Source organism: Vibrio sp. 10N.261.45.E2 (genome assembly GCF_002875705.1).
Classification (GTDB): Bacteria; Pseudomonadota; Gammaproteobacteria; order Enterobacterales; family Vibrionaceae; genus Vibrio.
In genome coordinates this window covers 18,124-44,305 of sequence record NZ_MCZZ01000151.1, presented here as the reverse complement: position 1 = coordinate 44,305, position 26,182 = coordinate 18,124, and the positions used below count along the sequence as shown (strand labels likewise).

The 26,182-nt window shown below is 44.1% G+C and carries 25 protein-coding genes; 8 read left to right on the top strand and 17 right to left on the bottom strand.

What is annotated here, in order from left to right:
* Nucleotides 1-226: 226 nt before the first annotated feature.
* Complete coding sequence (locus BCT34_RS20605) at nt 227-688, bottom strand: TetR/AcrR family transcriptional regulator (RefSeq protein WP_061032208.1); 462 nt, start codon at nt 686-688, stop codon at nt 227-229.
* 530 nt (nt 689-1,218) lie between these two features.
* Between BCT34_RS20605 and BCT34_RS20600 the strand changes: the two genes are divergently transcribed.
* Nucleotides 1,219-1,518 carry a YfcZ/YiiS family protein gene (locus BCT34_RS20600; protein WP_017629453.1) on the top strand — a complete coding sequence of 100 codons (300 nt, stop codon included), beginning with the start codon at nt 1,219-1,221 and terminating at the stop codon, nt 1,516-1,518.
* Between the two features lie 36 nt (nt 1,519-1,554).
* Here the strand turns inward: BCT34_RS20600 and BCT34_RS20595 are convergent, their stop codons facing one another.
* A complete protein-coding gene (locus BCT34_RS20595) occupies nt 1,555-1,851 on the bottom strand; it encodes a YnjH family protein (RefSeq protein WP_076651806.1) in 297 nt (98 codons plus the stop codon).
* A 103-nt stretch (nt 1,852-1,954) separates the two neighbouring features.
* Between BCT34_RS20595 and BCT34_RS20590 the strand changes: the two genes are divergently transcribed.
* Nucleotides 1,955-2,554 (top strand): hypothetical protein, encoded by a 600-nt coding sequence (locus BCT34_RS20590; protein WP_076651805.1) that lies wholly within the window; start codon nt 1,955-1,957, stop codon nt 2,552-2,554.
* Nucleotides 2,555-2,686: 132 nt separating this feature from the next.
* On the opposite strand, the gene BCT34_RS20585 is transcribed toward BCT34_RS20590, so the two are convergent.
* On the bottom strand, nt 2,687-3,793 hold the full coding sequence (locus BCT34_RS20585; RefSeq protein ID WP_076651804.1) for a 1-acyl-sn-glycerol-3-phosphate acyltransferase: 1,107 nt from the start codon (nt 3,791-3,793) through the stop codon (nt 2,687-2,689).
* A 175-nt stretch (nt 3,794-3,968) separates the two neighbouring features.
* On the opposite strand from BCT34_RS20585, the gene BCT34_RS20580 reads away from it, so the two are divergent.
* On the top strand, nt 3,969-4,595 hold the full coding sequence (locus BCT34_RS20580) for an AraC family transcriptional regulator (RefSeq protein ID WP_076651803.1): 627 nt from the start codon (nt 3,969-3,971) through the stop codon (nt 4,593-4,595).
* 127 nt (nt 4,596-4,722) lie between these two features.
* Here the strand turns inward: BCT34_RS20580 and BCT34_RS20575 are convergent, their stop codons facing one another.
* Entirely contained in the window at nt 4,723-5,214 is a 492-nt protein-coding gene (locus tag BCT34_RS20575; protein WP_076651802.1) for a hypothetical protein, read from the bottom strand.
* Between the two features lie 22 nt (nt 5,215-5,236).
* The gene (locus tag BCT34_RS20570; protein WP_076651801.1) at nt 5,237-5,758 is read right to left on the bottom strand and encodes a nicotinate-nicotinamide nucleotide adenylyltransferase; all 522 of its coding nucleotides are present in this window, start codon (nt 5,756-5,758) and stop codon (nt 5,237-5,239) included.
* A 109-nt stretch (nt 5,759-5,867) separates the two neighbouring features.
* Between BCT34_RS20570 and nadE the strand changes: the two genes are divergently transcribed.
* Entirely contained in the window at nt 5,868-6,698 is an 831-nt protein-coding gene (gene nadE, locus BCT34_RS20565; RefSeq protein WP_076651800.1) for an ammonia-dependent NAD(+) synthetase, read from the top strand.
* Nucleotides 6,699-6,835: 137 nt separating this feature from the next.
* Here the strand turns inward: nadE and BCT34_RS20560 are convergent, their stop codons facing one another.
* The gene (locus BCT34_RS20560; protein ID WP_076651799.1) at nt 6,836-8,722 is read right to left on the bottom strand and encodes a hybrid-cluster NAD(P)-dependent oxidoreductase; all 1,887 of its coding nucleotides are present in this window, start codon (nt 8,720-8,722) and stop codon (nt 6,836-6,838) included.
* Nucleotides 8,723-8,940: 218 nt separating this feature from the next.
* Between BCT34_RS20560 and BCT34_RS20555 the strand changes: the two genes are divergently transcribed.
* Nucleotides 8,941-9,099, top strand: a complete 159-nt coding sequence (locus BCT34_RS20555) for a YqaE/Pmp3 family membrane protein (protein WP_008215717.1) — start codon at nt 8,941-8,943, stop codon at nt 9,097-9,099.
* A 192-nt stretch (nt 9,100-9,291) separates the two neighbouring features.
* Nucleotides 9,292-10,320: a dihydroorotase gene (gene pyrC / locus BCT34_RS20550; protein WP_076651798.1), complete on the top strand. Its 1,029-nt coding sequence runs from the start codon at nt 9,292-9,294 to the stop codon at nt 10,318-10,320.
* Between the two features lie 120 nt (nt 10,321-10,440).
* Here pyrC and BCT34_RS20545 read toward each other — a convergent pair whose 3' ends face one another.
* Nucleotides 10,441-11,346, bottom strand: a complete 906-nt coding sequence (locus tag BCT34_RS20545; RefSeq protein ID WP_076651797.1) for a DUF808 domain-containing protein — start codon at nt 11,344-11,346, stop codon at nt 10,441-10,443.
* A gap of 174 nt (nt 11,347-11,520) precedes the next feature.
* On the opposite strand from BCT34_RS20545, the gene BCT34_RS20540 reads away from it, so the two are divergent.
* Complete coding sequence (locus BCT34_RS20540; protein WP_076651796.1) at nt 11,521-12,447, top strand: M14 family metallocarboxypeptidase; 927 nt, start codon at nt 11,521-11,523, stop codon at nt 12,445-12,447.
* A 188-nt stretch (nt 12,448-12,635) separates the two neighbouring features.
* Here the strand turns inward: BCT34_RS20540 and BCT34_RS20535 are convergent, their stop codons facing one another.
* The 10 genes from BCT34_RS20535 to xsc all read right to left on the bottom strand — a co-directional run bounded on the left by BCT34_RS20535 (nt 12,636) and on the right by xsc (nt 24,936).
* Nucleotides 12,636-14,243, bottom strand: coding sequence for a BCCT family transporter (locus BCT34_RS20535; RefSeq protein ID WP_076651795.1), 1,608 nt, complete (start codon nt 14,241-14,243; stop codon nt 12,636-12,638).
* 485 nt (nt 14,244-14,728) lie between these two features.
* Complete coding sequence (locus BCT34_RS20530) at nt 14,729-15,301, bottom strand: malate synthase (RefSeq protein WP_076651794.1); 573 nt, start codon at nt 15,299-15,301, stop codon at nt 14,729-14,731.
* Nucleotides 15,302-15,537: 236 nt separating this feature from the next.
* Nucleotides 15,538-16,458 carry a cache domain-containing protein gene (locus BCT34_RS20525; RefSeq protein ID WP_076651793.1) on the bottom strand — a complete coding sequence of 307 codons (921 nt, stop codon included), beginning with the start codon at nt 16,456-16,458 and terminating at the stop codon, nt 15,538-15,540.
* Between the two features lie 11 nt (nt 16,459-16,469).
* Entirely contained in the window at nt 16,470-17,810 is a 1,341-nt protein-coding gene (locus BCT34_RS20520; RefSeq protein WP_017057942.1) for a TRAP transporter large permease, read from the bottom strand.
* A gap of 37 nt (nt 17,811-17,847) precedes the next feature.
* Nucleotides 17,848-18,390 (bottom strand): TRAP transporter small permease, encoded by a 543-nt coding sequence (locus BCT34_RS20515; RefSeq protein ID WP_076651792.1) that lies wholly within the window; start codon nt 18,388-18,390, stop codon nt 17,848-17,850.
* A 164-nt stretch (nt 18,391-18,554) separates the two neighbouring features.
* Nucleotides 18,555-19,556, bottom strand: coding sequence for a TRAP transporter substrate-binding protein (locus BCT34_RS20510; protein WP_076651791.1), 1,002 nt, complete (start codon nt 19,554-19,556; stop codon nt 18,555-18,557).
* Between the two features lie 117 nt (nt 19,557-19,673).
* Nucleotides 19,674-21,140 (bottom strand): FAD-binding oxidoreductase, encoded by a 1,467-nt coding sequence (locus tag BCT34_RS20505; protein ID WP_076651790.1) that lies wholly within the window; start codon nt 21,138-21,140, stop codon nt 19,674-19,676.
* Between the two features lie 48 nt (nt 21,141-21,188).
* Nucleotides 21,189-21,626 carry a nuclear transport factor 2 family protein gene (locus tag BCT34_RS20500; RefSeq protein ID WP_076651789.1) on the bottom strand — a complete coding sequence of 146 codons (438 nt, stop codon included), beginning with the start codon at nt 21,624-21,626 and terminating at the stop codon, nt 21,189-21,191.
* A gap of 262 nt (nt 21,627-21,888) precedes the next feature.
* Nucleotides 21,889-22,695 carry an FRG domain-containing protein gene (locus BCT34_RS20495; RefSeq protein WP_076651788.1) on the bottom strand — a complete coding sequence of 269 codons (807 nt, stop codon included), beginning with the start codon at nt 22,693-22,695 and terminating at the stop codon, nt 21,889-21,891.
* A gap of 429 nt (nt 22,696-23,124) precedes the next feature.
* Nucleotides 23,125-24,936 (bottom strand): sulfoacetaldehyde acetyltransferase, encoded by a 1,812-nt coding sequence (xsc, locus tag BCT34_RS20490; protein ID WP_050643312.1) that lies wholly within the window; start codon nt 24,934-24,936, stop codon nt 23,125-23,127.
* 264 nt (nt 24,937-25,200) lie between these two features.
* On the opposite strand from xsc, the gene BCT34_RS20485 reads away from it, so the two are divergent.
* Entirely contained in the window at nt 25,201-26,181 is a 981-nt protein-coding gene (locus tag BCT34_RS20485; RefSeq protein WP_076651787.1) for an AAA family ATPase, read from the top strand.
* The last annotated feature ends 1 nt before the right edge of the window (nt 26,182 follow it).

Genomic DNA, 26,182 nt, shown 5'->3' with positions numbered 1-26,182 from the left:
TCTAGAAATGAACATTATCAGCTAGAGAGACTTAACGTTTAAAATTGGATAGCAAAACAAAGCGTGAACGTAAGCGTATAAAAAGAAAAGAAATAATTTCACTTAACATCATTCAATGCGACACAAAGACAACAACATCGGTGAGAAAATTGTGAGAGAAACGCAGAAAAGTGAAACTGCAGACACAAAAAAAGCCCCCGCAGGAGCTTCCTTTAATGAGTGCTGATTATTGGCTCATTCGAATCAATGATTTACCAATCAACCACTCTAGTTCTTTACCGCTAGTATCGCCAAACTGAGTTTCGGTCAGCTTGTATAGACGATCAATACCGTTTGCAGCGAACTCGTGTGCGCTCTCAGCAGTAACGATATGATGGAAAAGTAAACGTAAGATTGCTAGGAACTCAGCGTCTTCAAGTGCTTTAACCCAGCTCGCTGAAAATGCATCAAGGCCATTTTCAAAGTCAATGTGTTCCATGAACATCTTGAAAATACGACCGTCTAGAGCAGCAGTAAAATCCGTTTTCTTTGGAAAGTGATGACTTATACCTGTACGAGAAACACCCGTTTGTTGACTCAACGTCGTGTATGACATCTTGTCGTAACCCAATCTTAGTAATTGGTCTACAACGGCATCCATGATTTTCTGGATCGTGATTTCTGTATCTTCTTTACTACGCTTTGGCATATTCAGGCTCTTCTCTTTGTAAATCCATCTAACTCAATCAAATGAAGTCAGTATGAAAATCGTTATCAGCATTATGTGAGCAAGGTATTTTTTCGCAAGTATTTCCATTAAATACCTACAAATACTTTGTACGAACAATTTTACAGTGCTGCCTCTTTGGGCACTTTGTCTAATTATTCTTCGAAAGTTACCTTACCTCTCTAAGTGGTTAATCTAAAATAACAACTTAGAATATCAAATACCCAACAATAAATTCATTGTATAAATACCTATCAAGCAATAGATAGTCTTATAAAATTAGTTATGACGCAACTAACTGAATGATATTCTAACAAATTAATGACACGGCTTATCAACAAAACATGAGATAGATCACATACATATTTAGCGACGCGAATGTACACATTCATTTAACCCCTTCAACAAACAACATAGCATACCAGTATAAATTAGTTCAAAGATTTTAATTTTTGTAGATACAGTTCAAATTGCTCGTTAGAATAACCTCAGACTTTGTAAGAGGATTATTTATGAGCCAAGATAATGGTAACAACGATGTATGTGAGGCTTGCGGCTGTGCAGGCGAAATCGGGTTCATCATCAAAGAAGGCGACGATGTTGCTGAAGTAACGGTTTACGGAAACTCAAAAGCACTGATTGAATCTGAGTTTGCTAAGTACGTTGAGCTTGCTAAACAAGTGTCTAGCAACGTTGAATTTGAAACGTCAGAGATGACTGAAGAAAGCACGGAATTGCACGCTCGCTTTAAATTTGAAGTTAGCGCTGAGAAGATTATTTTTGAACTTAAGACTCGCTCTCTAGCGCGTTAATATAAGCATTTATATTCTTATTAAAAGACGAGTACATTACTCGTCTTTTTTTATTTGAATCCAAGCCAGTGAACCATTTTGCTCAAAATCGTTTTCTGCAGCGCATTGAATCACTACACCACCAACCTCTAACACCGCCCCAATGCTATAAGCCTTGTCATCGTAATAACAAACTCGTTGCGGTTGGCTACCTTGTGTTACCACTACCGCTGCTTTGCCAGGCGTTGAAATTACTTTGTTGGCATTCGCAGACATTGAGCAAAACATTGCACCTGCAATCAAAAAGACCTTAGTAATTCGTGTATTAACTCTAACCATTGATTTACCTACCATCTTTGCTCAATTTCTCGTTAATCTATCACCAAATGGGTAAAACGCTATGCGAGAATAATTTTTCCATTATAGTGTTAGCGTTTATCGTAATAAGAAGCCTGTTATGCTCAGAATAATTGCACTTATTATTGGTTCCTTAACCATAACAAATGTCAGTGCTGAACCACTCGATCACTATCAAATATTGAACCATCTCGATAATTACGGGAACTTATATCTACGAAATAAGCCTTATACATCACTTCCGACAGGCTTAGTGGTAGATGGTAACCTCAATATAGAGAACACTGCGATCACTCGCCTACCTAAAGGGTTGGAAGTGAACGGGAGCCTTAAAGGTTCTAACAGCCAACTTGCTCGAATCCCGACTGGGGTTAAGATAAAAGGTTACGTCGACTTAATTGGCAGCCAAATCACCAGTTGGCCAAGGGGTGTCAGAGTGGGCGGGTTTATCAACCTCACGGACACTCCACTGGAAAGACTGCCGAATGGCTTTAGAGTGAAAGGCGATCTAAGTGTGATCCGCACCCCTTTGACAGAACTACCCAACGGGATCGTGATTGAGGGCGACTTATATATAGGCGGTTCTGGGATTACATCATTCCCCGACACTATGACTGTAAAAGGCAACATCTATCTGGGCGGCAACACTGTGACCACATGGCCGACCAATCTCGAGCTCGGTGGCGCTGTCGCTCGCTAATTCAGCTTAATACGCTAATGCTTTAATGCTTGTATCAGCAGCAAGTCGTGATTCAGAAACAAAAAAGGAGCTTAAGGCTCCTTTTTCAATTCAATCAAGTTGTTAATCAACTAGCAAGTTAACGAATGCTCGTTAACCAATGTTCTTCACAGGGTTCGCATAGCTGTCGATCAAGTACTGACGAGCACCTTGTGGCAGGCTCGATAATTTACCTTCAAACTCTTGCTTAACTGCAGCGGTAATCGACTCGTCTTCTTTTTCTGCTGCCAGCAAATTTACTGGGAACAGTTTGTAGTTATCGTGGATCTGACGATCGATCTCTTCAGCTAATGCTTCAGGCGTATCAAAATCTTGATCGATAACCTGACCGAAGCCAACGTGAACGCGTCCTTTATTACCGATAATACCTTGAATGATACTTTCGATATCTTCAAACTCACCCTTTTCGTAACTGCCATTTACATCTTTTTCGAAAAGCTCTATCGCTTTAGCCGTGTCACATGGATCGTTCTCGTAAGAGATAGCCACAGGAACAATCTTCAATGACTTCACATATTCAGGAAAAGCGATTTTTTGCTTACGTCCCTCAACGTGGAACATTTTCAAAATTGCTGGCTCAGTGAAATCGTTACCGTCTTTAGCACGACCTTCCTTTTGCGCGATCCAGATTGAGTTACCCGTGTCTAGAGAGTGCTTAATATAAGAAGACAACTGCCCTAGCGCTTTCATCATCTCACGTGGTCCTTTAAGAGAACGCTTTACGATGAAGCTTTTATTCAGACGCATCAATTCAGTCGCACATGGCTTCTTCAACAGATTATCACCAATAGCAATACGACAAGTCTGATGATTATTTTGATGCAGAGCGTAGTTGACTAACGCCGGATCCATAGCAATGTCACGATGGTTTGATACAAACAGGTAAGCTTGATTCGCATCCAGTGACTCGACACCCGTGTACGTTACACCATTGGTGGTTTTCGCTAGCGTATCGCGTAAGTATTTTTTTACTTCAATTTGAATGGATTCAACGCTAGTCAGCTTGCTCCATTTCATTTTCAAGTACACACGCAAAATTGGGCTCATTAATGCTTTGAACCAAGACGCATGGTTTGAAAAACGGTAGTGCAAGATTGCACTGATAAATTCTTCATCATTAATAAGACGGTTTAGTGCCGCTGGAATTTCATCATCGCCGTAAGGACGAATATCAACATATGGATCGGTTGGAGAGGTCATTTTTTAATTCATATAATAAAAAGCTGGCTCATTCTACGCGTTGTTTTGACTTCTCGCAGCTACAGAGCCCATACTTTTGACAAGGTCAGACCAGAAACATCGAAAATCCCCTGTTATTGTTGGCATTCTTTAAGATTAACGGTAATCTTGACGCCCCAAAATTAAGGTACTATCTATGAACTTCGCTATTGAATATACATCGGCTTACTTTTCACACTTGGTGATCACACCACGCAAGAAAGTACTTAAACATAGCCTTGTATCGGTTCAAAGTGGCTTGGTTTTGATTAAGCTGGGTAAACAGGAGTACGCCGTTGAACCAGGACAAAGCGTCTGGATTCCATACGATTGCCTAACGTCACTGACTTACTTTCCAAACACGCAGGTTAACCGCGTCGACTTTTCTGTACGTTTAACAGATTCATTCCCAAGACAAGCGGGTTACATCACGCAAACCAACCTCTCTTCGGCATTACTAGAAAAGCTCGAGCAAACCAAAGCTCGTGCTTCCAGTACCAATAATACGGAACAAGCGTTTAAAGATATGCTCTCAGTATTGAAGCAAGAAGTATTGTCGTTTAAGCCACTGCTTTGTGAAAGTGCTCTGTCTCAGCGATTCAATCAGTGGAACATTGATGATTCAAATCTACCACAAGAGCACACTCTGGTAATGGTAATGCGAGAAGCGAAGAAACGCATGCAGTCTGGTCAAAAGCGTTCACTTGTGATTGATGACCTATTCTCAGGTAAAGAGGAAGAGTTCGAGCAATTGTGCATGCTTGTTTTCGGTGAAGATTTATAGCTTGGCGATAAGCTATCACTCTTGCTGACACCAACACATCAGATACTAAAAAGCCGCAAAAACTGAGTTTTTGCGGCTTTTTTAATTCTTAGTAGTTAGACGAAGATAGCGAACTATATGCGTCTACCTAGAATGGCAATTCGACCTGCATCATTAGGTCAGCGTCACGTGAATCATGCCAACGATAATCAAAGCGCATACGCGGTTGACCGTCCACCTTCTCACCAAAACCGATACTGAGTTGAAGGCCATGATTCATCAACCACTCTTCAGTCGACATATCATACTGCTCGTCTTCCAAGTCTTCAGGGAACCACATTCCCAAACCAACATAGTTTGACTCGAGGCTTTGGGTTAACAGTGGCGTGTCTTTAGTTTGGATTACCCAATCAGACCAATAGTCCGGCGTATTTTCGGCTTCTTCTTCACTCAAACCACTGATTTCCAGCATTCGCTGGCCGAAAGATTCAATACTTGTAGAAAAATCTAAACAGCTATTTTCATCATCAGAGGTCAGCATGATCGAGTCTAAGCTAAAAAAGTCACATTCAGCCTGCGCAGGTAAACTGCATGCTGCAATGATCATCGTCGCTGGTATCGCGCGCTTTAGCATAGTCATTAGACCTCTTGAATTAGTGAATCTACATTATTGTATACAGTCCACTATCTTGCAACATTTTTGTAACTGACTTTGTACTCAGTTTTGATACATCGCTCCCACTTATCAAAGCATTACGTATATCTGTGCTTCGGATCTTCACCTTTTCAGGACAAGCCATTACAGACCATCGCTCGGTAATCTCATCTGATTTAAAGAAAGATGAGAACTTAAAGAAGTTGTCAGGACCAATAACAAACGTGAGTTCAGCGTCACGATGTAACTTTTGCAGTTCACTGAGCACGGCGTAAGTTGTCACGCTTTCACCTGGTGTATAGAGGCTCTTTTCGATTAAAGAAAGCTCTACTTGATCCAATGAAAGATCACTAATAAATGCCTTAACTAACTGACATCTCGTATCAAAGTCTAGCATCTCTTTTCCCCAAGCATGCGCAATACTTGGAACCAGTAGAATTTTGTCGAAGTGGGCCAACGAATCAATCACACTTTTGTGCCCTAAGCTCGGCGGATTAAACGCACTACCGAAAATGGCTATTTTTTCCATTATTAATTACTGCCTTCTCTTTCTAAGCTTGTGCAAAGAGGTTTTTAAATCGGATGATTTAGGTATGATAACACTAGATTTTTAATTTGCTTGCAGGAAAGGAATACGAATGGAACAGTTAATTCGTGACGAAATGCGCGTACTACCTTCAATTGACCCTCACTTCGAAGTGACTCGTCGTGTGGACTTTATCAAAACGAAACTTCAGCAATCAGGCTGCAAGTCTCTAATCCTTGGTATCAGTGGCGGTGTAGATTCAACAACTTGTGGCCGCTTAGCACAAATGGCCGTTGATAGCCTAAATGAAAGCTCTGGTAGCGACGACTACCAATTCATCGCAGTTCGCCTACCTTACGGTGAACAAAAAGATGAAGATGAAGCACAACTTGCTCTGTCTTTCATTCAACCTTCTCAATCTGTTTCTGTAAACATTAAAGCCGGTGTTGATGGGCTTCACGCTGCATCTCACATTGCGCTAGAAGGCACAAGCTTGCTGCCAACAGACTCAGCAAAAATCGATTTTGTGAAAGGTAACGTGAAAGCTCGCGCTCGCATGATCGCACAATACGAAATTGCAGGTTACGTTGGTGGCCTTGTTATCGGTACTGACCACTCAGCGGAAAACATCACTGGCTTCTATACTAAGCACGGTGATGGCGCATGTGATTTAGCACCTTTGTTCGGCCTGAACAAACGTCAAGTTCGTGAGCTAGCAGCAACACTAGGCGCTCCAGAATTACTGGTTAAGAAAGTACCAACCGCTGATCTAGAAGAGCTTGACCCACAGAAAGCCGATGAAGCAGCATTGAATCTTTCTTACGATCAGATCGATGATTTCCTAGAAGGCAAAGCCGTTTCTCAAGAGGTATCCGATCGCTTAGTGAGCATCTACAAAGCAACACAACACAAGCGTCAACCAATCCCAACAATCTACGATTAATTTTCGAATTAATCATGATTCGTCCTCAATTTGTAAACACATTTCAGGACGGGACATCCGAATCAAAAAGGCCGGAAGCTCATTCATGAATTTCCGGCCTTTTCTATCTAGTGCTTTTTATTTTGACCAACGAGTCGTTAATCAACAACTTCGATATCGGTTTGAGGCACACTGCAACACGCCAGTATCTGGCCCATGTTACGTTCGTGTTCTTGTAGCGCTGGAACATCCGGTTGGTGAACTTGCCCAGACTCAAGAGTCACCTTACACGCGCCACAAAAACCAGCACGACAGCTTGAAGCGATAGACACGCCTGCCGATTCAGCTTGCTCTAGCAGGGTTGATTGGTTATTTCCTTCGAATAGGTAGCCGTTTACACTCAATTGCAGCTGCTTCACCGCCTCTTCCGTAGACTGAGCAACGCCAAACGCTTCTTGATGGTAATGTTGAGGGTTAAGCCCCATTTGAATCAGCAGTTTCTTTGCACTGTCCATAAAGCCGTCTGGCCCACATACGAATGCTTGACGCTTGTGTAGCGCTTCAATTTTAGCAACGTGAGACACGCTCAAACGCCCAGATAAACCATCCCACTCTTTAGTTGGTTGGCTTAGTGAGTAAATCACCTGTAAGCCTGGATGTTCATTGGCAATTTGATCGATCTCAGCCTGATATGGGATATCTTCTTCGCTGCTGCATTGGTGATAGAAAACCACATCATCAATTTGACCATGATCAGCTAAATAACGAAGCATCGACAACATTGGCGTAACGCCACTACCCGCAGACAAAAGCAATAGTGGATGCTTAGGGTTTTCTTCTAGATAGAAAGCACCATCTGGATTTTGAGCGACAAGCGTATCACCTACTTGGAAATGGTCGTTCAACCAGTTGGAGATTTGACCATCATCCACTCGCTTCACAGAAATCGCTAAACGACCTGCGCGCGACGGACTAGAAGATAACGTGTAACGGCGAGATACTTTTTCACCATCAATTACCATCTCAATTGGTAGATGCTGCCCTGGCTGGTAGCTTGGTAGTAAGTGGTTCTCTTTGGCAGGCTCTAACCAAAACGTTGTGAAATCGCGAGCGATCTCTTCACGCTCTACGCAAGTTAAATGCAGCGACTCAACCCAAGTGTCTTCATAGTGTTCTTTCTCTTTGGTTTCGAGTACTTCAACTACATCACCCGCTTTCACCAAACCTTCATTTTTAGCCACAAGGTTCTGACCAAAGAAAACGCCACCGCGTTCATTGGCTCTAAACGTAGAAAAGGTATTAAGTGGCTCTTTTGTCGCTCTAAATTCACCACTCCCAACATCGACTGTCGTTAGGATGCAGCGCTCACAAGGTTTCACCGCTTCGAATTCAACTTCACCAATTCGGATACGCTTCCAGCCGTCTTCGGCAAAAGCTTCTGTATTTGAAACCACAAAGTTGGTGCGGAACTGATCCATAGAATGGACTTCAGGACTACGGCGATTGAGCTCATCGAGAGAGGCTTGGCTAATCACCAACATTGGATAGCCGTCAGCGAAACTCACATTTTGACCAAGCTTTTCGCGAACGCGATTTGATTGCTCACCACAGAACAACAGTTCTACGCGAACACCAAGTACATCGCTGAACCAATCATCCGCTTCGTCGTTGGTGGTATACGCAGTGAAACTGTCTTTCCAAACCGTTGCTGGCGCTTCTTGCATCTTGAAGTTTGCATACTTCAACCGCAGCGGCTCTTTACCTTCATAAGTGAAGATCAAACCGTCTGGCTGCAGGCTTGAAGACACCTTGACCATTTTAGGGTACTTACGCGCCGTCACCATTGAGCCATCAGCCAACGCCAACATAAAACGTCTGTCGAAGGTAAGACCCTGTTTTTCGACCCAAGCAGAAGAGAGTGCGATCCCGCCCACTGACTTTACTGGAAACACATTTATTTGAGATAGAGAAGGCACTTTATCTGAAAGCTCTTGCTCCAAAGCTTTTTGAGCTAAAGCTCTTTGATCTGAAGATAGCTGCGACATAACGATTCCAATGTTTTGTTGTTTGTCTCAATGCTAACAAATGGTTATAAATAGATAAACTGGCAGGTACTAAACACTTGATACTAAGCTAATATCTTGAGATGTTTAAATCATTGTCTTGTATACATTGAGACAGCAATGCATTAACACTCTTCATACGTTCTATAATATGAACACGGTTATCGCATTGAACTTTCATTGAATAAAAAGGATTTATCATGAACAAACTCGTCATTATCATTTTATGTGTACTGCTTCCGCCTGTTGGTGTGTTCTTCGCTCGTGGTGCAGGCAAAGATCTGCTGATTAACATCGTCCTAACCTTCTTCTTCTGGGTACCAGGAATGATTCACGGACTCTGGGTGGCGACTCGCTAGCCCCTCTTCAAAAATAAATACCGAATAAAATACGCAGAAAAACAAGCTCCTACCTCTGAAGAGTTAAAAATAGGATGAAATGAAAGTGCTTTTCCACTATCATCCTGTCGCCTAAACGTAAGCGATTGCTTTCACAGATTTCGCCGAGTTTAGGCTCCAACTACAAAACACTTCAAATGGTGGGAGCCTTCAATGACACAACTTACGATTACTCGTCCTGACGACTGGCACGTTCATCTACGCGATGGCGAAGTATTAAAAGATACAGTGCGCGATATCAGCCGCTACAATGGTCGAGCGTTAATCATGCCAAATACCATCCCACCGGTAACCGATACCGAAATGGCTCTAGCTTACCGTGAACGCATCATGGCAGAGCAGCCAAGCGAGCAATTCCAGCCTCTAATGGCACTTTACCTAACTGATAACACAACACCTGATGAAATTCGCAAAGCGAAAGAATCTGGCGCCGTAGTTGCAGCAAAGCTTTACCCAGCGGGTGCGACGACTAACTCAGATTCTGGTGTAACATCAGCGCAAAAGATCTACCACGTACTAGAAGCAATGCAAGAAGTGGATATGTTGCTATTGGTTCACGGTGAAGTAACCACTCACGATGTTGATATCTTCGACCGTGAGAAGCAGTTCCTAGACACTGTGCTAGCTCCGATTGTGAATGACTTCCCTAACCTTAAGATTGTTCTAGAGCACATCACAACCGCTGATGCAGCAAACTTCGTTAAGAACGCGAACGACAACGTAGCGGCAACCATCACTGCTCACCACCTACTTTACAACCGTAACCACATGTTGGTTGGCGGCATTAAGCCACACTTCTACTGCCTTCCGATCTTGAAGCGTAACACTCACCAATTAGCACTTATCGATGCGGCAACAAGCGGTAGCAAGAAGTTCTTCTTGGGTACAGACTCTGCACCACACGCAAAAGGAGCAAAAGAGTCAGCATGTGGTTGTGCAGGTTCTTACACAGCGCACGCCGCCGTTGAACTGTACGCAGAAGTGTTCGAATTAGAAGGTAAGATTGAGAACCTAGAAGCGTTTGCAAGCCACAATGGCCCTGACTTCTACGGTTTGCCACGTAACACAGACACCATCACTCTTGTCAAAGAAGAGTGGAACGTTGCTGAAACGATGCCTTTCGGTTCCGACATCGTTGTGCCAATCCGTGGCGGCGAGACGATCGCTTGGTCAGTAAAATAAGTACTCGCAAGACAAAGTAAATACGTTGTAAATACTTCACTTCAACTAAAAAGGGTCACCAGATTATGGTGACCCTTTTTAATATGTATGAAAGGAACGCTCTAAGACGTTGTTTAAGCCCTACTTGCCGCGAACCTTCTCTATCACACTCCAAACCGCGACAACAAGTAACCCTGCTACTACACCAATCACGCCATTCAACAAAGTGGGAACAACTGCAGTCGCTATCGTATGCCCACTGAAGTCCATGATGATAGGTTCAATCAAATGATGAATCGCAGGAACGTTATGAACCACGATACCACCACCAACCAAGAACATGGCAGCCGTACCGACAACAGCAAGCATCTTCATTAACTTTGGCGCAAAGGAAACAAGCCCATTGCCAAGCTTTGTTTTGACTGAGCTACCGTCAGATGTACGTTGAAGATAGAAACCTAAGTCATCCAACTTCACTATCCCTGCAACCAAGCCATAGACACCAATCGTCATCACGACAGCAATCAAGCTAACGACAATAATCTGGGTCAAGATGCTGGTCCCCGTCACGGTACCCAGAGCAATCACAATGATTTCTGCGGATAAGATGAAGTCGGTACGAATTGCGCCTTTAACCTTTCTCTTCTCATAGTCCTCAATGGACTCACCGGTTTTATCTTCATCTCCTTTGTCGTCATCTTGGTGGGCATGCGGGAAGAACTTTTCTAAGATCTTCTCAGCCCCTTCGAAACAAAGAAATAAGCCACCAATTAACAGCAATGGCATGATCAACCAAGGAATGAAAGCGCTGATCAATAATGCCGCTGGCACCAAAATCAGCTTGTTTTTAAATGAGCCTTTGGCAACCGCCCATACCACTGGGATTTCTCTTTCAGCAGATACACCTGATACCTGCTGAGCGTTAAGTGCTAAGTCATCTCCCAACACGCCAGCGGTTTTTTTCGCTGCCACCTTAGACATCAATGCGACATCATCCAGTACAGTTGCAATGTCATCCAATAGCGCTAATAAACTTGCTCCAGCCATTTTATGGTCTCTTTTAGGGGATTAAACAATTGATTAAATGTTACACCATCAATTCACTCATCAAAGTTATGGGTCTGTAAAAAATAAAGTCTCAAATTGTGTTTTCTATTGCCGCCGCTGCTAGACAGGACTAGTCTGTCTTCATCTTTCACGAACATAAAAGAAAAAGTATAGATGAAAAGTGAATACAGCTACCCTATCGGTGAACCTGGAAAAAAATGGCAACAAGCAGAACGTCAAGCATGGTTCGCTCAAAGAACCGTTAAGCGTGAATACCAGCAAGAAGTCGTGCCCAAAATCCAAGCATTGGCAGACCGCTTTGACATCGAACAATACGGCGCGCTGAGCTACGATGAAGCTCGCTTCCCGCTTTTCGCAATCAAGAGCAAAAACTGGGATGCATTAAAACCAACTATCCTTGTAACCGGTGGTGTTCACGGTTACGAAACCAGTGGTGTGCATGGCGCGATCAAATTCGCCGAAACTCAAGCGGAACAATACTCAACGCACTTCAACATTGTTGTTGCACCTTGTGTGAGCCCTTGGGGCTACGAAGTGATCAACCGTTGGAATCCTAATGCTGTTGATCCAAACCGCTCGTTCTACGATGGTACGCCTGCAGAAGAGTCAGCAAACCTACGTGCTCTAGTCGCTTCTTTACCAAAGATCTTGGTTCACGTTGACCTACACGAAACAACGGACTCAGATGAAACAGAATTCCGACCTGCACTCGCAGCTCGTGATGGTATTGAGTACATTGAAGGTATGATCCCAGACGGTTTCTACACGGTTGGCGATACAGAAAACCCACAGCCTGAATTCCAAGCGGCAGTGATTGCTTCAGTTGAAAAAGTAACCCACATTGCACCAGCTGACGCGGACGGTAAGATCATTGGTTCTGAAGTTACCCAACATGGTGTAATTAACTACCCAATGAAGAAGCTTGGCTTATGTGGTGGTGTGACAGAATGTAAGTACGGAACAACCACTGAGGTTTACCCGGACAGCGATAAAGTGACAGACGAAGAGTGTAACGACGCTCAAGTTGCTGCGGTAGTCGGTGCTTTGGATTACGTAATTCAAAACGAATTAAATGCATAAGCGACTAATTCAACTGTAGTGAACTAGATTAAAGTTGAGAAAAGCCACAAGTGATGAATCATTTGTGGCTTTTTATTTCTTATTAACGAGCATAAAAAACTCCCTTACACACTGTGCAAAGGAGCTTTGAAATAACGCTTCGTCTGAAGTAAGTAATGACCAAATTACTTACTCACAACTTAGTTACTTTATTTCGCTGTTTCGCCAACGCTTGCCTGTCCTTTATCTACTTCAGTCAGTAGACCTTTCAACAAGCTGAAACAGCCAATCAGAAGAATGATCGTAAACGGCAGTGCTGCAATGATCGTGATCGATTGCAGTGCTTGGATAGATTGAGTACCACCAATCCACAACATCACCATTGCGATAGCACCTGAAATAACCGCCCAAACCACTTTTTGTTTCACTGGTACTTCAAGCTTACCACCCGCCGTCATACCATCAATAACAATAGAACCTGAGTCTAGGGTTGTAACGAAGAACACGATGATCAATGCAACTGCAATAACCGATAGAATGCTACCAAACTGGTAAGCGTCTAGCATGTAGAACAAGCTTAAAGATACGTCTGTGATACCTTGGTCGAGGCCAAGTTGTCCTACATGATTAATTACTTGCTCGATAGCCACACCACCGAAGATCGACATCCAAGCCGACGTTACCAGTGTTGGGATAATCAGTACGCAAAGTAGGAACTCACGAACCGTACGCCCCTTAGAAATACGCGCTACGAACATACCGAAGAACGGTGCATACGCAACCCACCATGCCCAGTAGAACACAGTCCAACCATGCAACCATGTTGTATCTTCACGGCCGGAGCTTTGGCTCAATGCAATGATGTTTTTCGCATAACCCGTTACAGCAGTCGCGACAGAATCAAGCACAGTAGTGAAGTTCAGAACAGCGATCAGACCAAGGAATACGAACGCAATAACCATGTTTAGGTTACTTAGGAACTTAACACCACCGTCCATACCACGTAGCACAGAGATGATCGCTAAGCCCATGATCAAAACGATGATCGATTGCTGAAGGAAGATGTTGTTGTCCAAGCCAAACACGTGGCTGATACCACTTGCTGCTTGTGTACCACCTAAGCCCAATGAAGTCGCAAGGCCAAACAGGGTAACCAGTACCGTTAGTACATCAATAACATCACCCGTTTTACCCCAAACTCGTTCACCCAGAATTGGGTAAAACACAGAGCGCATTGATAGCGGCAAACCTTTGTTGTACACAAAATACGCAAGACAAAGTGCCGTCATGCCATAGATAGCCCAAGCATGGAAACCCCAGTGGAATACAGTCGCACCAAGTGCCAGTTCACGGCCCGCTTCTGTAAAAGGTTCTGCATCGAGTGGCGTTCCGAACCAGTTCGAGAAGAACGCAGTTGGCTCTGCAACACCCCAGAAAATAAGTCCAATACCCATGCCTGCTGCGAATAACATCGCAATCCAAGATGACATTGAATAGTCCGCCGTCGCGTCTTCGCCACCTAGGCGAACTTTACCTAGAGGTGAGAATGCAAGAATAACGGCAAAAATTAGCATGATGTTGGCTCCCCACATAAACAGGAAGTCAAACTTTGATAAAACAGCACCCTTGATAGAATCAATTGCCGCTTTGGCATCTGCAGGAGGAAGAGCAAGAAGAGTGATGATGAAGAGAAGAGATAAGCCTACTGAGGCTACGAAGACTGTGTTATGGACATCCATGCCCCATTTACTGACGTTATCTTGACCAACTTGATAGTCAGTAGAATCAATACTGTATTTTTTTGATTTAAAACTCATAAATTATGATGTTCGCATATCCGAATCAACGAATATAAGGACGCTCTCCGTATCCAATTACTACTTGATTGGCTCGCCGTATCACCGAAATAAAGGCGATAAAAATCACTATATTTAGTGATATTCGGTCTTACTGGCTCAATCCCAAGGCGCACATTATAGCACAGCTCAAAGCATTTTGACGGATTTTTAGCTCAATAGTTACCCAAACCTCCGTTGATAGTGATAGTTAAGCCAGTAAAAACAGAATAAAATAAAACAACAAAAACCTTTAAATACAATACCTTAAATTAAAATGACGCACTGTAAAATTCTTACCAAACTTTCTACAGATAATTTTATCATTTGCCCAATTTACTTATAGCTCTAATAAAAAAGCCCCGCTATAGGGGCGGGGAAAATTACCAAAGGTAAAAGAGAAATCTGTGTTCAGATATCAGTGCTACGTCTAACAGAGCAGCACTGGATATTACAAAGACAGCACATTAAATCGCGAAGCAAAAACCTAGGTTATAGTCTTCACCATTTTTCGCCGTGAACTCTTTGTCTTCACTGGATGCATTAGGGCGACCGCTATCATCGCCTTTTACCAAGCTAACCCAGTGACGGATACCAGAAGAGCGGCTAGCCTCAATTTGACCAAACGTAGTGCATGTCTCTAGTTGAATGTCCTGAATATCAACAAGCTCTAGACGCCCAGTGCCTTTACGAGCGCCGATTGTGACTTCAACGTGTGTACCGCTTTCATCACGGAAAAGGATGGCTGAAGGCTTCGATTTATCACCAGTGTAAGCCACAAAGTGTTTCGCTCTTTTCAGTCCTGTATGTTCGCCATTTTTGAAATAAACCTGAACGTGTCGGTAGTCGATTTCATAGCTCACTACATCTTCGTGTGAACCAGTCTCCAGAGGAAATAGAGTATCAAGCAACTGTTTCGCCATTTTTTGTTTTTCGAGTTGCTTATCTGCTTTCACCATTTCGACGGCAAAGACAGCTTCAGCAATAAATGTTGAATGGTTTCTGTGAAGTTCTGTTTTGTCTAGTGTCAGCATATTCATAGTCTATCCCTCGTACGGCTTTAAATTTCATTTAGGTCAAACATCCCAATTGACCCTTTTCAAAATTGTTCTTTACTGTGTGGTTTCCATGTTTTTCATACTACTTGTATTTTTGAAGCAATTTCACAACAAAAATTTCACAGTGTGAATTTTACTAAATTGCTTTTTTACACAAACAGGTATTTTTAGCCCCCAGCCCTTTATCTATATGGGCTGAAGGCTCAGAAAAAACGCGTTTATGTGTTGTTTGAATTTGTGTAATAACCGACCCCAACCAACTTATTGTCGATCACTCGATAGTAAGTGTGCTTAGTTTCCACTTTGCTCGACAGCGGGTTTAACCATCGATAGGTGTAAACGCCACGACCATTTTCTTTGGCTAGGTTTAACATCTCAGTGAGAATCGGCTTATCGTCAGGGCTTAGAATTTCGCTGTGTGAACGACCGATAAGTTCAGGAGAAACACCGTGTGCAAGCAGCTTTCCAGAGTTCATGTCCATCACAAACACATATAAATCCCCTTCCACAAAGCTGCCTTCAGCGTCATTAAACTCGGCAAGGCTTTGTTGCTCCGACTCAACAATTGCGGTCAGCGCTCTCGCCAGTAAACTCTTTGCCTCGGTCGCACTCGAACGTTCTGGGTAATACCCCACGGCAACAATCACGTCACCGACACGCTCAAAGAAAGTCGTTTTAGGTTCACCCATGCGATCGGTCGGGTTAGTCCAATGGTACTGAACTTCACCGAAGCCGTTGTGTACCGCTTTGGTTATCATTTCACGGAAAAAAGGATTGCCGTAGACGTCTTGCGTATCTAAAACACTGTCACCCACCAACACCATCGAAGAACCGCCACTGGCAAGGAATTGGCCATCGATGCCCAAAGCAAACACATAAAGCTCCCCATCGATATATTCAGGGTCACTCATGAAATCTTTAACGCTATCGTCCCCCTCTTTTTGGACGTAGACTACTGCCTTCGCAAGCAAGGTTTTGGCTCTTCTTTCAGCTTTGCTGACAACATGTGGTTCTGAGATATCAAGCACATTGACAGGCTTGGCTTCTTTCTCTGTTTCAGAGTGTTCGGCACGTAAACTCATGCCACTCACTACAGCAAACACGACACAACCAATGAGGATGATTCTGGATAAATTCATGGTTCTCTCTCCTAATAGCCGACTAAGGACGGTAGCCAAAGCGTAATTTGTGGGAAGAAAGCGATAACGAAAACACCCACAACAGAAGCAAGTACAAAGGGATGGATCTTCGCGGTGATCTGCTCAACCGTTGAGCCCCCTATGCCCGAGGCGACAAAGATATTCTCTCCAAGTGGCGGCGTTGCAAAACCTATCGATAAGGTACACACCACCACAATGCCCACGTGAGTAGGATCAGCACCTAGCATGTACATGATTGGTAGTAACACTGGCACGATGATCATGATGGCCGCTAAGGTTTCCATGAACATGCCGATGAACAACAACAAGGTAATGGTTAGCGCCCACACCATGTACATGTTATCGGTGAAACTAAGTAGCGATTCCGCCACCACTACGGGGATCTTTTGCTCGATCAACAAACGTCCAAACACGGTAGCGGCAAAGAGGATCAACAACACACGCCCAGTGATCCATGTCGTGGTCGACAGAGATTTCATCACACTTTTAAACGACAGTTCGCGGTGAATGAACAACCCAACAAACAACGAGTAGAATATCGCTACAACCGCGGATTCTGTTGGTGTAAACATACCGCTGTAGATACCGCCAAGAATCAAGAACGGCGCTAATATCGACCATAACCCGCGACGTAAGTAATGCCTTACATCGCCAAACGACCATGTCTCAGTTAGTCCTTTATAGCCTTCACGCTTAGCAATGAAGTAGTTGGTCACCACAAGTGTCGATGCCATGATGAAGCCCGGCACAACCCCTGCGACAAACAGTTTTGGGATCGACAAAGAAGCAAACTGGCCGTGTTGAGCAATGGCTTCTGGTGGTGCCATTAAGCCCATTGCAGAAATACCAAAGATAACTAAAGGAATGGATGGTGGGATGATAATACCCAACCCTCCGGATGCAGCTGTAACGGCCGATGCGTAGCTCTTATCGTAGTCACGCTTCACCATCGCGGGCACCATTAGCATGCCGACCGCTGCGGTTGTTGCAGGGCCCGAACCTGAGATAGCACCAAAGAAAAGACACGCCATTACGGTTGCTGCGCCCAGGCCACCTGTTACGGGCCCAGCTAAGCTTTCAGCGATATCTACCAGACGTTTGGAGATCCCTGCCGCCTCCATTAATGCGCCCGCAAGCACAAAGGCTGGCAGTGCCATGAGCGGGAAGTTACCTACCGAAGTAAATGCGATTTGTACCAGTGCGATGGGATTTTTGTCGAGCAACATATAGGCCGCCATCGAAGCGCCGGCCAGTGATACTGTGATTGGTGCGCCCAGAATTAACAGCGTTAAAAAGCCACCAAATAAAATTAGAGTTAAATAGGATTCCATTATTACATCTCTCTATTACGACTATTCTCTGTGATGACTATTGCGCGGACTTTTGTGCCGTCATTTTGCGCAGCTCTTTGACTTCTGGATCTTCGTTGGTTGCGCCTTTGAACAAACGCTCATAGTTGTTCCAGATAATTCGGATCATCATCAGTGAAAACGCGATAGGTAAAATCATGTAGAAGTACTTCATCGGGATACCTGTAGTCTGAGACTTCCAAAACAGATTCATTTTGTTGAATACGAAGTCGTAGCTGAGGTAAACGAAGTAGCCGTTGAAACAGAGCCATAAGAAGTCAGCAATGGTTTCACTCACGGTCTGCACGATTGGCGGAAAGAATTTAAAGTGAAAGCTCACTCGGTTATGCGCTGACATCTTGGCCGCAACAACAGCCCCTAGATAGGCAAACCAAACGAACATATAAGTAGCGACTTCATCCCCCCAAGGGATAGAGTAATCAAAGAGCTGGCGAGTAAGGATTTGTGTGAACAGTAATAGGACAAAGCTTGCGAGCAGCAGACAACATGTATATTCCTCAATGTTGTTTAGGTGCTTTTTTATTGTTTTAGCGACTGACATATAACCTCCAATGTTGATTTCCACATGACAACCAGTCGCTCACGGTCCTAAAAAGATCAGGTACAGAACAGATCAACGAGTACAGCCATGTAAATGCCCTATCTCACTGTTCTATCGCTAGGTGATTAAGTAGCGAAGAACAGCAGATAGGGCGAATCTAATCGTTACTTTCTACCGAGTAACTCAAGAACGTCGTCTAGCTTGTCTTTTCCCCCAATGCTTGAGTAGAACTTAGGCCAAACTGACTTAGTCACCTTGCTGATCCACTCTTGCTCGTTGTCTGCAGGGTCTGTGAATACCATGCCTTTTGCTTGTAGCTCTTCGCGAATTTGGTTTTCCGTATTTTCTAAATAAGCGAAGCTGTGCTCTGTCGCTTCCTGACCCGCTTCAAGAATGATCTTCTGCATTTCAGGTGTCTGTTGTTGGAAGACCGTTTCACTCACGATTAGAGGTTCTAGAGAGAAAATGTAGCGAATGTTGGTCACGTACTTTTGTACTTCGTTGAACTTCATCGCGTGGACTGTGATGTAAGGGTTATCTTGTCCATCTACCACACCTTGTTGCAGGCCAGTGAAAGTCTCAGACCATGCCATTGGTGTTGGGTTTACACCCCATGCTTGGTAAGACGCGATCATGATTTCGTTACGAGGAACACGAATCACTAGCCCTTTTAGATCTTCTGGTGAAGCAACTGGCTTTTTCGAGTTAGTCAAAACCCTAAAGCCAGAATAAGCCCAACCGACAATACGAACACCAGCGTCACGAATCGTGTTATCAACTAAGTCTTGGCCTACTTGACCTTGAGTCAGTAGCACAGCTTCTTCTGCGCTTTGAATCACGTAAGGCATGGTCAATAGACCAACGGTTGGGGAGAAAGGCGTCACGTTGTTGATCGCCAGTACAGAGAAGTCTAGAAGACCGATTGCCGCATCGTTTACAGTGTCTTGCTCGTTGCCTAATTGGCCGTTCGGGAACAGATCGATTTTCACTTTACCGTCTGTTTTTTGCTCCATCAGTTCAGAGAATGAGGTCGCTAGTTCCCACTGCGTACCACCAGCAGCATCGCCGATAGCCATTTTAAAATTCGCTGCTGCCGCGGTATGAGATAACACCACTGTTGCTACAATAGTGACACCAGCAATAATTTTATTTTTAATCAATTTCATAGTCTTAGCCTTTCCTATCATACAGACTTCCTGCCTGTACTTTGCTCACAAGGTGACCTGGTACAACTTTCCTGGTCGTAGTTCTATTTCCCTATTTTGGAAACAATGTTCGGGTAGTTACAGCCTTTCATCCTTTAACGAATACCACTGATAAAGGAACCGCTGCCCCATTCTTCGAAACGGTGCAAACATCTCTGATTCCACCACTTCCCTCACGTTGGGGAACGGAAGTTTTGATTCAAATATTGGTAGGTCGAGCTTGTGACCTTCACCTGCTATCCACTGAGCAAGGCGCTTACCCGCTTGAGCGGAATACATCACACCATTACCGCCATATCCCAGCGCGTAGAAGATGGATTGTTTTGGATTCGGCTGATAAATTCTCGGCATCATGTCGTGACTAACATCCACCCACCCCCACCATGAATAATCGATTTGGATCTGATCGAGAGACGGGAATTTCCGAGTAAGATCCGCTCTTAACATATCTTCATATTTTTTCTCTGGTGCGTTCTTGCCACTGATGGCACTGCGCGTTCCAATCTGTACTCGGTTATCCGGTAATAAACGGTAGTAGTGGCGCAGAATTCGAGTATCTGTAATCACTTGATTGGTTTTGAAGTTACACGCGGCGATTTCATCTTGAGTTAGCGGACGTGTCACCATCGAATTCGAAAGCACTGGCAACAGGCGATTCTTAAGCTCGGAGTGCAAACCTTGGCTGGTATACCCACCTGTACAAACACCGACAGAACGCGCCTTCACCACACCACCTGGCGTTTTCAGGTAATGCGCACCGCCACGAGTTTCCCATCCCATCACTGGGCTAGACGGGTGAACCTTAACGCCGAGTGCTCGCGCCTTTCTTAGGTAACCAAACGCCAACTTCCCAGCATGAATACCAATCCCTTCGGGTTCATGCATCGCACCTGCCGCTTCTTGGTCACCAACGTAATCACGCTTTACAGTTTCCGCATCTAAGATCTGCGCATCGTAGTCAAACGTGTCACGCAGCAACTTGGCTTCTTTCTCAAGTGTTGCCATCACTTTTGGACGGTGAGCCACATATAGATGACCACCCGGTTGTGGGTCACAATCGATGTCTTTGATCAGTGACTTGAACGTTTCCATGCCATCCACACACTCGCGGTGCATTTTTTGCGCCGTTTCTAGGCCCCAGCGTTCAATCCACTGAGAACGCTTCAAACGCCCAGAAGCACACTGTGCTTGGCCACCATTTCGGGTACTGCAGCCCCAACTCATACGGTTAGCTTCAATCACAGTCGCTTTAATACCGTACATTTCAGCAAGGTGTATCGCGGTACTTAGGCCTGTGTAGCCTGAACCGATTATTGCCACATCGACATCCATGTCTGACGTGATTGGGCCATCATCTTCAGGTTGTGCGCCTGCGGTATCTACCCAATAAGTCGGGGCGTATTCTTTGCCGTGACCTGGGCTCTTGTCTTTAAGTGGATCGTATTTTGGATCGTATCTTTCTTTCGCTTGGGTACTTTCTTTTGCTTGGGTGCTTTTCACCTTTGGCGGCACATCGGCTGCCGGTTGTTCCATTACTAAACTCATAATTCGACTCTCCTAGTCATAACACGTGAACGGGTTGTGGTTTCGTGTCTAGCTCTTGGGAGTGTTGTTAGGAGTCAAAAGAGGTCTTGTTTTACGGAAGGCATTTTTTACGCTGATTTTTCCATCTTTCAGGGTAAACACGTCGACCATGCGAGCTTCGATGACGCTGCCATCCGGATTCGTAGCAGAAAACGTTGATTCACTCACAGCGCGATCACCGCACACAAAATGGACAGGGTCGCTCCAAGCCGCATCTGGAAAGTTCTGCCAAACCAATTCAAAGCTATTTCGAACCGCTTCGTACCCTTCGATAGTGTTTCCAAGCAAGCCTTCTCCTGCCACAGTGTGGAATACACAGTCTTCTGTCACGAAAGACATGAGCGCTTCAATATCATGGTTATTCCACGCATCACTAAAAGACTGTAAAAAGGCGGTGTCGACTTGGTTTTCCAGCACGAATGTCGCTGCATTGGTTTGCATATTCATATTCCAGAATCCTTTATGTTTTCGTTATTGGTTTAAATTTCAGTAGCTTTGCGCCACTTTTTTATTAGAGTGTTTAAACTAGACCTGTGAAAATTTAACAACTTGGTAACAAGATTCATCACTCTAACTTCGAGTTAGGTTATAAACAATCTCTAAGCTCACAGATTTCATCTTTTTATAAATTAATTAGTGTTCTAATTTTATTTACTCGAATTTTCACTCACGATATAAGAGGTATAATTAAATTAGAACGTGTTAGCCTTTAGTCGAAATCAAAGTCTTGATGATACTTTCGACCATACTGTTCAAGTTGACGATCATGAGTATTAACTTGCAATTCGATATTGCCGTCACCTTTATTTATCACTTGGTTGTTATCTGCATGTGCTTCGTTTTTTAAATCCGTTAGTTTCTCTTCGACGTACTCTGTCGGTTCATTTAAAACATTCATGGATATTAACTCCTTTATCAGGTTTACTTTCACTGATGGAAGAATATGAACGGACACTAGACCGTTTGAATATTCTTTCTCATCGTACAAAGGCTGAATGGCATCATTGCCACCTTCCTTAAATGGGTGAATGGAATACCACTTGTCCTTGCGTGGCTCTTGCTGATCGCAATCCGCCACATTAAATATCTGAGTTTTGTTGATGTTACACGGCGAGCTAAAAACACTAACCCGCTGATAATCAATAGCTTTAATTATATTTATGCAGTCTTTACTTTGGCTATGACACACCGACCAAAGCGCATTTAACAGGTTATCGGTCCATTCCAGCAAACGGGTGGGAAAACCCTGCTTCTTGGCTAAACACATCAATAACCAGTCATTTATGTCGTGTGAGCTCAGCGAGTGACCACCGTAAACTCTCATAGTTGAAAGCAACTCTTGTTCGACACGACGTATGTTCTTACGATTGGAACGACCTAAACTTGGCATTAGGTTATTATTTTCATAATCACACACGTTATACATCAAACCACGTTGGTCACTGCATTCAGTCAGTAATGAATCGATTATTTTATACAGTTCTTCGAGCGTGCTGATATAACGTTTATTGTTCATATTTGGTTCCAACAACTCGACAATATAAATAACCAAATTAAAATTTATTCGTTAAAAACTGAAATATAATAAAATACACAGACTAAAGTCTAATAACTCTATCGACTTATCGGTAATTACTATTTAAAAGCAACTCATAATAATTATTGATAAGTCTCTATTAATAAAACCGAGCACCTATTCACCTTGGTTATTTCATTAGGGCTCTAATATTTAGAGCGAAATAATAGAAATATATGACCCAATACTTAGATAACAGCACTATTAAGAATCTTTAAAAACAACTCACTCGTTGAGCCATTCTGTTTGATCATCCAATTTAAAATTAATGGCTAGTGTTAGAGCTTAATTTGTTTGCCCAACCACATTCTCGATAACTCTTTATCTAGCATTCACGAGACGGTTTTGGTCGGGCAAACTTCCTATGACTTATACGTAGTCTTTGTACTTATCTAGGAAACGAACCGGCGTTGATAGTGCATCTCGGCGGAACGGGTCGCCCAGCTCCTGAGTACACATGATTTCAATGATGGTTGTTTTGCCTTCGTTCATTTGCATGTCGATGGCTTTTTGCAGAGTTGGACCTACATCTTCTAGCTTATCAACCGTGATACCTTCAGCGCCCATTGCTCGTGCGATTTCCGCAAAGCTCTGGTTATCCAGTTCACCAGCAACAAAGCGTCGGTTGTAGAAGTCGACTTGGTTCTTCTTCTCAGCACCCCATTGACGGTTGTGGAATACCACGGCTGTCACAGGAATGTTATGACGAACACATGTCATGGTCTCCATCAAGCTCATGCCCCACGCACCGTCGCCTGCATAAGAAATAGCTGGACGATGAGGTGCTGCCGCTTTCGCACCAATGATAGTCGGGAACGCGTAACCACAGTTACCGAAACTCATTGCTGCAAAGAAGCTACGTGGTTTTTCAAAGCGTAAGTAGCTATTTGCCACCGAGTTGATGTTACCGATATCCGTTGAGACCATAACGTCTTCTGGCATCGCTTTTTCTAGTTCACGCAGCACTTGGCGAGGGTGTAGATATTCGCCACCAGAGAACGGAGTTTCGTGCGAGTTTTCTTCAATCATATCCAAGCTGAACGAATCACGTTCGTGCGTCCACTCATCAAGCTCTTTTTCCCACAACGCTTTTTCTGTTGCCACTGTGTCTTGGCGAGCGCCTTTGTTGTCATCACACAACAGTGCACGACCTTCTAGTCTTTCAGCTAATGCCACAGCCGCTGCTTTTGCGTCGCCACAGATACCAACAGAGATCTTCTTCACGAGGCCAAGCATCTTGTTGTCTGCATCGATCTGAATGATTTTTGCGTCTTTCGGCCAGTAATCCATACCATGTTGAGGCAAGGTACCGAATGGACCAAGACGTGTACCTAATGCGATAACCACATCCGCTTGAGCCATCAACTTCATTGCTGCTTTCGAACCTTGGTAGCCTAAAGGACCACACCATAATGGGTGACTAGCAGGGAAAGAGTCATTGTGCAGGTAGCTGTTTACTACGGGTGCGCCTAGTCGTTCTGCCAGTGCCGCACACTCTTGAACTGCGTCTGCCATTACCACGCCGCCACCAGAAATGATGACTGGGAATTTCGCTTCAGCAATCAAATCTGCCGCTTCATTCAGAGACTTCTCACCACCTGGACCACGGTCTAAACGCGCTGGTTTAGGGATCTCGGTTTGAGTTTCACCGTAGAAGTAGTCACGTGGAATGTTCAGCTGAGTCGGGCCCATTTCGCTCATTGCGCGGTCAAAGCATCGGCCTGTGTATTCCGCCATACGGTCTGGGTGCGTTACGTGTCCTTGATACTTAGTAAACTCTTGGAACATTGGAAGCTGGTTACACTCTTGGAAACCACCTAAGCCCATTGTTTTAGTGCCTGTCTCTGGCGTCACAATTACGACCGGGCTATGTGCCCAGAACGCCGCTGCAATCGCAGTCACACAGTTACTAATACCCGGGCCATTCTGGCCGATAACTACACCGTGGCGACCAGAGACTCGAGAGTAACCATCAGCCATGTGGGCAGCACCTTGCTCGTGTACCACTGGAACCAATCGAATGCCAGCAGGAGCAAAGATATCCATTGCGTCCATAAATGCTGACCCCATGATGCCGAACATATCGGTGACATCATTGGCGACCATAGTTTCAACGAACGCTTCTGATGGTGTCATTGTTACTGTGCCGGAAACAACCGTACGTTTTTCTTGCTCACTCATTCTTCCATTCTCCTTGAGTTAACCAAAATTTCATTTTTCGGAATGAATTGTCTCTTTTTCGAATTCATTTTCACCTTAGTAGTAGATTTTTTGCGCGTCAACTTTTTATATTAAATTGGAACAATTCATTCTAATTAATGAAACTGGATCACATTATTGATAGTTTTTCGTACAAAAAGTGCCGTTAACTTAGAGTGAGCTGTTAATAATCGATGACATATCGCCCATCGCGGCAGTCATGGAAACTATTAAGAGGGAAGAAAAATGAATGATGCGGAATTGATACCAACGCAACCAGTAAGTGTGAGAGAGTGTTTTGACATCGACAGCAACCTAACCGTATTGGCGTTTGAACATGCGGGAGAGTATGTACCCAAGGTCGATCCTAACTACTGTTTTGATCCTGAGGTAACGCTAGCGATATTGGCGGGTTTCACCTCTAATCGCCGCACGTTGATACAAGGTACACACGGAACAGGCAAGTCTTCCCACATTGAACAAATTGCTGCGAGATTGAACTGGCCGTGTTTGAGGATCAACCTAGACGGGCACTTAAGCCGCTTGGATTTCATAGGAAAGGACAGCATCGTCATTAAAGATGGAATGCAGGTGACAGAGTTTAAAGAAGGCATTCTTCTGCAAAGTATCCAGCACCCCATAGCTCTGGTATTAGACGAATACGATGCAGGACGACCAGATGTGATGTTTGTGATTCAACAACTCTTAGAGCAAGACGGCAAATACACCTCCTTAGAGCAAAACCGAGTGGTCACGCCTCACCCTTCTTTCCGCCTGTTTGCTACCTGTAACACGTTGGGGTTGGGCAATTTCTCAGGGTTGTATTCCGGTACTCAGGTACTTAACCATAGTCAACTTGACCGATGGAACATCATCGCCACGCTTAACTATTTAGATCCGCAACATGAAACCAAGATCGTGTTATCCAAGCGCCCAGAACTAAACAATGAAATCGGTCAGCAGTTAGTTGAGAAAATGATCGCAACCGCTGGTTTAACGCGAAATGGTTTTAGAGCAGGCGATCTGTCAACGGTAATGTCTCCGAGAACCGTGATTACGTGGGCTGAAAACATCCGAATATTCGATAACGTAGCGACGGCATTTAGGCTTTCATTCCTCAACCGTTGTGAAGATGAAGAGAAAGAGCTAGTGAGCGAATATTACTTCCGCTGCTTTGGTGAGGCCTTAGAAACGCCGACTCAGAGTTATGCGCAGTCGGAGTCGTAAA